We start from the raw sequence: 11202 nt of genomic DNA on the forward strand, positions 1-11202 counted from the left end.
ACTCCTCTAAAATAATCCATCAACTGAAAAATACCACTTATCATTTTTATAATCAATTTCATCGATAGTAACGTCGTATTCAAGTTGTTGTTTAAAAACTTTTGAATCGATAATAATCTCTGGTGCATCATCACTAAATTCCATGCCATTATCTAATGTTACATGGTTTTTAAGTGTATCATATATTAAATCTAAGCTGACTGAAAATCTTGCGATATCAATATCTTTTAATTGTAAAATAATCTGATCGTCTTTTACAAGTGGTTCAATTGAAACATTTACTGGAACATCGATGTTTAAAACAGAATATAACGTTTCAATTTCGATGCCACTTGTTGAAACATTGACGTACATATTATCGTCTATGTTGTCATTGATAATTTTTTCAATTGTTTCGTTGTTCGCAACGACTTGTAAGTTCGAATCTTTTGACTGTGTGCTAGGCTCACTTAATTGGTCATAATCTGGTAACGTTATGACCTTATAACCAATTGTCCCAATAACTATAGCGTTAATGGAAAATAATATTATAAATAAAACTTTCCAAATATTATTCATAAGAATCCTTCTTTACGTAATGTAAATATGCGTACGGATAATTTACTTCTTCTGAAACGTCATAATCTTCTCTTGATACTAATTCAAAATCATTTTTGTCATATTCTGGGAAGAACGTATCTCCAACGAACGATTCATAAATTTCAGTGACGTACATCTCTTCTACTTCATCAATCATTGCATCGTATAATTTGCTTCCACCGAATACAAATACTTTACCGTCTAAAGATTTGATTTCATCGAGACTACGAATAATCTCAATACCGTCATCATCTATATCTTGACTCGTTAAGACGACGTTTTTTCTATTTGGTAGTGGTCTCCCAAGTGACTCATAAGTCGTTCTTCCCATTACGATTGTATGTCCTGTTGTAATTTCTTTTAAACGTTTTAAATCATGTGGCAAGCGCCACGGCATATCGCCTTTAAATCCGATAACGTTTTGATTTGCATATGCTACTATTAACGATAACATTATTTATCTCCTTTAGACCGCAATTGGTGCTTTAATGCTTTTATGGCTTTTGTAATCGACGAGCTCAAAGTCTTCGTATTCTAGATCGAACATTGACTTATCTGTATTTATTTTAACAGTTGGTGCGTCGAATCCGTCTCTAGAGAGTTGAGTCTCAACTGCTTCGATATGATTTTGATAAATATGAACATCACCAAAAGTATGAATGAACTCACCGACTTCTAGTCCTGTTTCTCTTGCGACGAGTAGCAATAATAGACTGTATGACGCGATGTTAAATGGAACACCTAAAAATACGTCCGCGCTTCTTTGGTAAAGTTGTAGACTTAACTTACCATCGTTTACGTAAAACTGAAACAGCGTATGACATGGCGGTAATGCCATCGTTTCAATTTCTGCAGGATTCCATGCTGAGACGATATGTCGTCTAGAATATGGAGTATTTTTAATCGAATCGATTAAGTTCTGTAGTTGGTCGACAGACTCTCCATTTGGTCCGATCCAATCTCTCCACTGTTTACCATATACATTTCCGAGTTCACCATACTTTTTAGCGAATGTATCATCTGTTAAAATGCGTTCTTTATATTTTTCCATTTCTTGTTGATATACTTCGTTAAACGCTTCGTCTTTCAACGCACGTCGGCCAAAATCTGTCATATCTTCACCGTGATAATCATCAGATTCTACATAACGTTTAAATGCCCATTCGTTCCAAATGTTGTTGTTGTACTGAAGTAAATACTTGATATTCGTATCTCCACGCATAAACCAAATGAGTTCTGTCGCAATCAGTTTAAACGATGTACGTTTTGTCGTTAATAATGGGAAACCTTTACTTAAGTCAAAACGCATTTGATATCCGAAAGTTGAAATTGTACCCGTTCCTGTGCGGTCATCTTTAGTCGTTCCTGTATCTAGTACATGTTGTAATAAGTTATGATACGCTTGATCAAAAGTATTCATAAAAATCTTCCTTTCTTTTACTCGGTATTTTTAATATAATATAAGTAATCATATATACTTCAAGCGAAGGAGTGTTCCGGATGGAAGCAGTAATGTTTACTGGATTAGTATTACTTTCACTTTACATGATTTCGATGTGTATTTTTGAATAATACTAATTAATAGACTAAAAAGGAAAGCATAATCAGTGCTTTCCTTTTTTTATTGACAATACTCGTCAAAGACGTCTTTTAAATCCATCATAATATCTTCAATTTCTCTGCCCTCAATAAACATTCTCGGTAAGAAGTATTTTAACTCTTTACCTTTAAATAATGCCATTGATGGGCTCGAAGGTTCCTGACCAATATACGTTCTCATTTCTTCAGTTGCTTCTTTATCTTGTCCTGCAAAAACAGTCACTAAATGATCTGGTGTATTTGGGTTTTGTAATGCGACTGTACGTGCTGCTGGTCGTGCCAGTCCTGCTGCACATCCACACATACTATTGATAACAACGAAAGTCGTTTCATCGTCATTTACATTGTCCATAAAGTCTTTGACCGCTTCTTTAGTTGTGAATTCTTCAAAATTGTATTTTGTTAGGTCTTTTCTATAAGCATCAACAAGTTCATTCATATATGCTTCATATGGATTCATTATTGATTCCTCTTTTCCATTTGTTTCCAGACACTTCCAAGTGCTCTTTCGCCTTCTTCAATTCTTGAAATCGCAAGTTCTTTTTGCAATTTACATTCGTATGACGAATCATCTCTATATTGATATAAAAATGGAAGACTAGAATCGTCACCGACTTCATATACAAACATCGCTGCACGCCAACGAACGATTGGACTTTTATCATCAAGTAACGGATACATATCTTTTAAACCAGACTTAAGACCAAGATCACTGTATGCATCTCCTGCTGTTCTACGAACAGTAACGGATTTATCTTGAAGCGCCTGCTTTAAATAATTTAAAGTTTCCTCTTTTTCAATCATTGCTAGAAGTGAAACTGCCATACGACGAATTTGTACTTTTGAATCGTTTAACGCAAACGTTAATAATTCATAATCGCCTTCATTCGGTGTATCAAAGTGATTTAAATAATAGAGTCTCTTCTTCCAATCTTTTTCTTGCTCGAAAGTATCTAAATCAATTTTAAAATAGCGTTTTGGTTCTGGTTGTTTATTTTCTTTAGCAGCCTTTACAAGATGAGTTAAACGCTCTTTTGTATAAAGGGCACCGATTTCTTCTTTTACTTCAGTTAGAACGTCATTAAGCTCACCATAATAGTATCCGATAGACTCCCATTTTCTACTAAATATAATATTTTCTTCAGGAAGTGTGGCAGCTTCTACAGCGTTTAAAAAGTCATTGTTTAACGCTTCTCTCACTTCGCCATCATTAAGTTTAATTTGATAAGGAATTTCTTTAAATGTTAGTAATTCCACTTTTACTTCGCCAAAGTGTTCGTCGACGTGCGCAATTACTTTTTTGTATCTTGTCCTTCAAATTGAGCTTCAATTTTAGGAATAACAACGTCCCACTCTGCACGTGGATCTTTATCTACAGATATGAAATCTAGAGCGTAAAATACGCTAGTCACTTCATCGATTTCAAGTACACGGTTGATGAAGTCCGGATTTTCTGGACTTACTTCTCTATGTGTTGAAGATTTCATATCTGGCTTTTGCTCATCTAAAACAACTTTCATCGTATTTGGGTTTGGTGTTGGTTCGATTTTGATAATATTCATATACTTTCTCCTTATTTTACGTATTACAGACATTATACTATTTTGAGAGATATTTTTTAATTTTATTTGTTTAAATATTTATATAACTCTGTTTTAGCGAGATGATCTGCGTGTTTATTGTGCTCACGTGTGATAAAAGAAACTAATAATAAATTAAATTTAGTCTCGTAATTGACGTATGTTGTTAAATATTGTTTAAAGCGCGGATCTTTTGCGAAACGTTTTTCAATTGAATCGACGACAATTTGTGAATCGGTATAAATTATTGCTTGTTTAATATTCAATTCAATACACTTTTCAAGAGCAAAGATTAACGTCGCCCACTCTGCTTCATTGTTATCTATATGATGAAACACTGATGTAAATTCGTGTGTAGTTTCATCTTTGATGATCACTGCACCAACAGAAATGTGCGGATGTTGACGCGTTGCTGCATCGATGTGTACCGTTGCCATTATAAATCTAACCCTTCTACATATCGTTTTGCGATTGTTAAATCGTATTTATCAAGCACTTGTAACGTACGGTCAAGATTAAATGTATAATCACTATACTGAATCACATCGTTAACATTTATCGGAACATCCGTAATAATTTCAGCGAGTCGTCGGCTGAGTATTAAATGGTCGTAGTCTTTTAAAATGTTTTCTTTTTGACGTTTTGTTAAGGTGTCTAAATTTTCTAGTAAATGGTCTAAGGACTGGTGTTTTTGGATGAGTTTTAACGCGGTCTTTTCACCAATTCCGGTGACTCCAAAGTATCCGTCACCGCTATCTCCCATTAACGCTTTTACATCGATAAATTGATGTGGTGTAATTGAAAATTCTTCAGTAAAACGGTTTAGATTATATATATCGTATTCTGTATATCCTTTTTTCGTTAGCCATAACTCGTTATCGTCATTAATGACTTGTAAAAGGTCTTTATCTCCAGAAATAATCACCGTATCATCATAATGATTTGTAATCGTTCCGATGAGGTCGTCCGCTTCATACCCTTTTAACCCAACTTGATAAAAATCAAGCTCGGCAAGTACATCTTTCACTAAATCAAATTGAGGAACGAGTTCTTCTGGTGGTGCTGGTCGATTAGATTTATAATTTTCATACCATTCTGTTCGAACTGTCTCACTCCCCATATCCCACGTAATGATTACTTTTTCAGGTTGAATGATCTCAATTGCTTTATAAATATGACGAATTGTCCCTTGTACACCATTTGTTGGTAGATCTAAGCTGTTATAAAAAAATTGATTACTAAAACTTGTTGCAAAGAAGTGACGGAATAACAGAGCCATTCCGTCGACAATTAATAATTTACTCAATATTTAATACACGTTCCTTTAGCGTCGTTTCTTTCGTGACAATCGGTTCATCTTCACGAATCCACTCAGAAAAACTACCACCATATAATTTTACGGGAATGCCATTTTCATGTAAAAACGTAAACATCGGTGTTGCACTCATTCCTGACCCACAAGAGACAGTCACTGAATCAAACTTTTTAATGTCTTTTAATTCATCATGTAAGACGTCTAACGACATCGTACCGTTTTTAAATAGTGTCGTATTTGGAATGTTAACGGCTGTCGGAATATGACCACTTTTACTATCCATGTTATCTCCCTCACCGAGATAACGCGAACGTTCACGTACATCTATTAATAAATGCTTCGGATCTTTTATGCTGTTTTTAACATTTTCAAACGTCGCATATAAAGATTCATCAGGTAATTGATCAACATCTTCAAATACAGTTGGTAGTGTTACGTCATTATATTCAACTTTTTTCGCAACTTCTTTTAGCACACCTAAACTACCGATATATAGCGTCGTTTCATAGCCATATAGTTTAAAAACAACATATAAACGTGTATGAAAGAAACTGTTGTCGTTCGCAAACAATACAATTTCTTTACCTGGTTGACTTAATGCATCATATAATCCTTTCACGACACCTGCTGTTGGTATAGGGCTTCTCCCATTGTTATGGCCATCCGCTTCAACGATAAATGGATTCTCTTGAATGTGAATCGTATTCTCAACCGGATCATTAAGTACTAATTCTTTTGTCTTCTCTTCGTTCCCCATAACGTTTCTCGTGTCGACAAGTAATAATGTGGAAGGGTCTAATTCTAGTAGCTCTTTTTCATTAATGATTGTCATTTTCTTCACCTACAATTGAATGTATTTCGTTTAATAAATCGATACTTTCTTTGTACATTACTTCATCTGGTGCTTCGATTGGTGTATTTAACATCTGTAATACTCTAGTTTTATCTTCTAACAACTTATGATCGATATCATTAAAATAATACGTCGCATTTTGAATGACGTTATCTTTTAGTGCGTCTAATTGAATAGAATCTACAATCGTTTTACTCACTTCTAATAATTGCTCTCTCAGTTGTTTATGCGTTTTAACAGATTTTTCGAAGCGTTTTAATTCCGCGTTCACCTGTGTGTCATTTACTGAAACTTTTACTTGATGCTGTTCTACTTTTGGATATTGTAGCGTGTCTACAACGTTGCTTGCTCTCAGTTTAACATTAAAATCATTGATATGTTGATTTACTAAATCATCGATAAATCTATACACGTTGTTGATAATTGTATTACTTTCAATCGTTACATACTGCTCAATATCGTTTTTAATTAACTGACGATTTGCACTTAACATTTTTTTAGAAACGTCGTTCATCGAAATATTAGATGATAGATAATCATACAATTTAAGCTCTAGTTGCTTTCGTATGAATGCAAATAAATTTTCGATTTCATTCACTGTTTCATTTTTGACCGTATGTGCTGTAAAGTCATTTAACAAATGAGACGTATTTTGACGGTTTTCTTTAAGAGTGTTTATATACGACTCACCTTCATTGAATTGTTTAATATTTGATTTAAGTAATTCGATAAACTGCTTAATGTTTTCATCAAGAGATAGTGCAAGTAATTCTTTTGATTTATTTTTTGCATCTTTTAAAAATGCTAATTTCACCGCTTCAAATGATGCATCTTCATGTTCTAATGCAGATTTACTTGAAACACCATAAATCTGATGTTGAATTTTTAATTGGTTTAGTGACTGATGCATATACGCTTCAACGTCTTCAATTTCTTTATCATTTTTTGCTAAGTCAACAGCGTTAATAACGACCGATAACGGAAACTCTTTTCCTTTAATCGATTGAATATACTTTAAAAACTGCGCATCAGACTGTGTAAACACATGGTTGAAATACGATACGTAAATGATTAAGTCACTATTTGCAATTATTTGGTGAGTTTCTTGTGTATGACGTTCGTTTATCGAGTTAATACCTGGTGAGTCGATAATCGTAAATTGATTTAATAACGGTGCATGATGGCCAATAAACGCTTTATCGATAAATATCGCATGTCTGTCTTCACTCGTTTTATAATCAATGTCTTCTCGAGTCGTTTCGATCTTTTGACCGAATAGTGGTCGATACGTCTCTAAATTTTCATTCACACCATTTTTAAGTGGTACAAATAATTTCGGCACATCCATTTTATTTAAATGTTTGACCTGGTCATCTAACGATAAATTGCTCTTTCCAGTTACGGATTCTAACAATTCAACGATTGATTCCTCAGATTTATATTGAATATAACTTTTATCGCTGTTACTAATCTCAGTAATTGAAGCGGTTGTTGGATTAGGGCTTGTCGTAAGAAGTTTTTCTTTTAATAAAGCGTTGATAAAAGTGCTTTTCCCTGCGCTAAATCCACCGAATACACTGATATTCGCTTCGTTATGCTTTAAACGGTTAAGTTTATTCGTTAATAATTTATAAATATGTCGATAGTTATTTGACTCTTTGATTAAATCGGTAATGCTATAAAATTTTTCTGTATCTAATGCTGTTGATTTAAAGTCATAACTCACAACGTCTTCTTTTTTCTCTGTTAAATCTTTTATCGTATCGAGTGACAATTCAATGTTCTCATTTAATGCTTTTAATTCATCTTCGACATGCGTATATAAATGTTTGTAGCTACCAGATAAAAATACAGATTTTAACTCAGCGAGTTGAAGTGCTTTTTTGTAACGATTTAATTCTTCGTCTACCGTATCATCTGCTTTAACATCATGAACTTTAATATCTAATTGTTTTATAAATACTTTAAGGAGATTTCTTACTTCTTTAGAAATCATTTGTTTTAATTCTCCTAAATAGACATCTAAAACCTTCTCATTACTTTCAACGATTTCATAATCTGTAAGTAAAGCGTGGTGATACTCATATTTAAAGTATTCGTTTGAAGAGATTTTAAGCTCTAAAAACAAGTCATTGATTTGCGTATTAATTTGACGATCAATAACGTCTTGCATCAGTTGATGCACAATCTTTACTTGATCTTCTTTCATCGCTTGTAACTTTTTCTTTTTCCCAAATAAGCCTTTTACTTGTACGTCCCCAGTACTGATTTTGAAGAACTCTCGTATACTATCCTTTACGTCATGTGGGAATAAGTAACTATTACTTACAATATCTTTCGCATGCGCATCGACGTATTCAGTTAATTTATGAATATCACTTTTAATATGTGACGCATCGTGTGCTTGTTTTTCTTCTAGTAAATAATGGATATGTGTTTTTAGATCTGAATCTATTTCTGAATCTACGTCTAAACTATTTAACTGATCATCTAAATATTCGATATGCTTTTGCTCGATATTTTGAATGATTCGTTCATGATACAGCTTTTTAAACGACGCTCTTGAATCGTCTAATTCTTTTAAAAATGATTCTAATTGATCGTTTTGACGGTATGGTGTGCCGTAAATCGACGTAGTAAATATATGTTCTGGATGAATATGATGGTTTGATAATGTCGACTTTAAGCGATTAATGAACGTATCATATGATAATTCACTATCGTCGTGTTTATCGATTTGGTTGACGATTAAAGAAAACGGAATATTATAAGATGCGATTTCTTCTAAAAATGATAAATTTGATTCACTTTCGACATGGTTATACTCTACTGTAAAAAATACATAGTCTGAGTTGAGTAAAAATTTATGCGTACTTTCTTCGTGTGCTGATGTTTTTGAATCCACTCCTGGAGTATCTTGAAACACGAACGTATCATTGTATTTTTTACTATCATGCATAATTTTAACGTATTCAATCTCAACGTCTTTTTTGTTAATTTGTTTTACTTCGCTTAAGTCATTAAGTTTAACGTAGTGATTTTTATCAATATAGACACGCGCACGTGTCTCATCGCAGATTTCTATTTGCACTGTTTTACTCGTCGTAGGAATCGGAGAAGAAGGCAACACTTCATCTTCTAATAAATAGTTAATTAAACTCGATTTCCCGGCAGAGAAATGTCCGATAAACGACACGACAAATAAGTCATCATAAACTTTTTTAATCGTATAATCGATTTCTGACAAAAGTTGTTTGTTGTTAGATTTACTAATTTCTTTTCGAATCTTATATAAAATATTTAAAGTATCATCGTTTACCATTACTTTTTACCCCAGTACTGATAATAAGTTGTTTCAATATAGCCGTTAAATAATTTCCTTCTATGTGTTGCACGTTTTCCAATAATGATTTCAAATTCTTTATTAGACGTCATTAAATAAACGTTTAACGTATCATTTTGCTCCATTAATTGTCCGATTTTGCGGTACATATCTTCGACTGCTTTAGCCTCTCCGATACGTTCACCGTAAGGAGGGTTTGTGACGATTTGTGTATGATTTTTTAAATGGTCAATATCATGGACATCTTTTACGCTGAATTGTATTTCTTCTAACAATCCGACTTCATCTGCATTTTGCTTTGATACTTCAATCATTCGTTCGTCGATATCACTCGCATATATTTCGACATCTTTATCGTAAAGAGCGTCATTTTCACATTGATTTCTTATATCTGACCATAATTCTTCAGGGATAATGTCCCATTTTTCTGCGTCAAATGTTCGATTTGAACCAGGTGCAATGTTTTTAGCGATCATCGCCGCTTCAATCGCGATTGTTCCAGATCCAGAAAATGGATCAACTAACGGGTTTTCACCAGTATAGTTAGCGAGTTGCAACATCGCTGCAGCAAGAGTTTCTTTAATCGGTGCGTCACCTTGAAGAACTCTATACCCGCGTTTATGTAACGCATCTCCTGACGTATCAATTGTGAGTAATGCTCTGTCTTTTAATATATTAATGTCTACTTTATAACGCGCACCTGTTTCAGGTAATTTACCATCGAGCTTAAATGCTTCTTTTAAATGTTCAACAATTGCTTTTTTAGTAATACGCTGTACGTCAGGTACAGAATATAACGTTGATTTATGTGAGCGACCTGTCACAGGGAAATTCGCATCAGGGCCTAAAATATCTGACCATGGTAAATCTTTGACAGCTTCAAAGAGACCATCAAACGTCGTGACTTTAAAATCCCCAATGATAATACGGATACGTTCTGCTGTTCGTAATTTTAAGTTCGTTTCGACAATTGTTTTTTCATCGCCTGAAAAATATACGCGTCCATTTTCTAAAGTCGTCTCAAGCCCGAGTGACTCGATTTCATTTGCAACAACACGCTCAAGTCCCATTGGCGTATTCGCTAAAAATTTAAATTTCATATTACGCATCCCTTTATATTGTGTTTATACATATTTAAAAAAAGACTCTCCATATACATATACGGAGAGTCACCTAGCCCGGCTTCTCTATAAGCCATGTTCTGTACTAATGTGTTCTAACGTGCACTAGATTACACTCACACAATAGTGATAATCATCTGTCTATATTACTTTCGTAATATCTCTTTCTTCTGTTGAATTCCAGAGAAAAAGTGCTCCTACCAAATTTGGATTGCTCACTCGAGGGGTTTACCCGTTCCACTTTTTACGTTTCCGTAAAACATCGTCACTGTGGCACTTTCAAGTTTTCTTTCATATCTTACGACTTAGAAAGTTAAACTGCCGTTAGCAAAATTTGCTACCTTGACTTATTGTTTCGTCAAGCACGAACACTACAATCATCTCAGACTGTGTGAGCATGGACTTTCCTCTAAGTTTCCTTAGCGATTATCCGATCCACCGGGAATTATTTACTTTGTCCAAATACTTTTTTCTCTAAATTAGAAAGACGTTTTAAAATATCGATATGTTGGTTTTGACTGTCTGACACATCACTACGTGAACGCGTCGCGACTCTAATTCTTAACTCTTCGATTTCTTTTTTTAAACGTTTGTTTTCTTCTTCAAGTTTTTGTAAGTTTTTGTTCATATCTGCCATACGCTGATAATCTGCAATGACATCATCTAAAAATGTATCAACTTCAATTGGTTGATACCCGCGAAGTGTTTTTTCAAATTCTTTTTCGAAAATATCTTTTGCAGACAAGTTAAGAGAGTATTCACTCATTTTTTTCACCTCTTAGTTGTCATATTGATAAGTGATAAAATCATTT

Annotated in this window: 12 protein-coding genes and 1 other RNA gene; all 13 read right to left on the reverse strand. The window is 33.8% G+C overall.

Annotation, left to right across the window (positions count from 1 at the left end):
* Window positions 1–6: 6 nt before the first annotated feature.
* Window positions 7–558 (reverse strand): DUF2140 family protein, encoded by a 552-nt coding sequence (locus tag BBS29_RS05915; protein WP_068130088.1) that lies wholly within the window; start codon window positions 556–558, stop codon window positions 7–9.
* On the reverse strand, window positions 551–1033 hold the full coding sequence (locus BBS29_RS05920) for a dihydrofolate reductase (protein WP_068130091.1): 483 nt from the start codon (window positions 1031–1033) through the stop codon (window positions 551–553). Before BBS29_RS05920 ends, BBS29_RS05915 begins: the two co-directional genes overlap by 8 nt.
* 12 nt (window positions 1034–1045) lie before the next feature.
* Window positions 1046–1999, reverse strand: a complete 954-nt coding sequence (locus BBS29_RS05925) for a thymidylate synthase (RefSeq protein ID WP_068130094.1) — start codon at window positions 1997–1999, stop codon at window positions 1046–1048.
* Between the two features lie 201 nt (window positions 2000–2200).
* Window positions 2201–2638: a BrxA/BrxB family bacilliredoxin gene (locus BBS29_RS05930; RefSeq protein ID WP_068130097.1), complete on the reverse strand. Its 438-nt coding sequence runs from the start codon at window positions 2636–2638 to the stop codon at window positions 2201–2203.
* The gene (locus BBS29_RS05935) at window positions 2638–3435 is read right to left on the reverse strand and encodes a virulence factor (RefSeq protein WP_257009092.1); all 798 of its coding nucleotides are present in this window, start codon (window positions 3433–3435) and stop codon (window positions 2638–2640) included. Before BBS29_RS05935 ends, BBS29_RS05930 begins: the two co-directional genes overlap by 1 nt.
* A gap of 35 nt (window positions 3436–3470) precedes the next feature.
* Window positions 3471–3740, reverse strand: a complete 270-nt coding sequence (locus BBS29_RS08525) for a NifU N-terminal domain-containing protein (RefSeq protein WP_246827345.1) — start codon at window positions 3738–3740, stop codon at window positions 3471–3473.
* A gap of 62 nt (window positions 3741–3802) precedes the next feature.
* Window positions 3803–4195, reverse strand: coding sequence for a ribonuclease HI family protein (locus BBS29_RS05940; RefSeq protein WP_068130099.1), 393 nt, complete (start codon window positions 4193–4195; stop codon window positions 3803–3805).
* On the reverse strand, window positions 4195–5067 hold the full coding sequence (locus BBS29_RS05945) for a 5'-3' exonuclease (protein WP_068130102.1): 873 nt from the start codon (window positions 5065–5067) through the stop codon (window positions 4195–4197). The genes BBS29_RS05940 and BBS29_RS05945 overlap by 1 nt, the downstream gene beginning before the upstream one ends.
* Window positions 5057–5905: a sulfurtransferase gene (locus BBS29_RS05950; protein ID WP_068130105.1), complete on the reverse strand. Its 849-nt coding sequence runs from the start codon at window positions 5903–5905 to the stop codon at window positions 5057–5059. Before BBS29_RS05950 ends, BBS29_RS05945 begins: the two co-directional genes overlap by 11 nt.
* Window positions 5892–9248, reverse strand: a complete 3357-nt coding sequence (locus tag BBS29_RS05955) for a dynamin family protein (protein ID WP_068130107.1) — start codon at window positions 9246–9248, stop codon at window positions 5892–5894. Before BBS29_RS05955 ends, BBS29_RS05950 begins: the two co-directional genes overlap by 14 nt.
* On the reverse strand, window positions 9248–10369 hold the full coding sequence (locus tag BBS29_RS05960) for a THUMP domain-containing class I SAM-dependent RNA methyltransferase (protein ID WP_068130110.1): 1122 nt from the start codon (window positions 10367–10369) through the stop codon (window positions 9248–9250). Before BBS29_RS05960 ends, BBS29_RS05955 begins: the two co-directional genes overlap by 1 nt.
* Window positions 10370–10454: 85 nt before the next feature.
* An RNA gene (rnpB, locus tag BBS29_RS05965) (RNase P RNA component class B) lies at window positions 10455–10828 on the reverse strand.
* Window positions 10829–10835: 7 nt separating this feature from the next.
* A complete protein-coding gene (gpsB, locus tag BBS29_RS05970) occupies window positions 10836–11156 on the reverse strand; it encodes a cell division regulator GpsB (protein ID WP_040928122.1) in 321 nt (106 codons plus the stop codon).
* Between the last annotated feature and the right edge of the window lie 46 nt (window positions 11157–11202).

The organism is Nosocomiicoccus ampullae, assembly GCF_001696685.1.
GTDB classification, from domain to species: domain Bacteria; phylum Bacillota; class Bacilli; order Staphylococcales; family Salinicoccaceae; genus Nosocomiicoccus; species Nosocomiicoccus ampullae_A.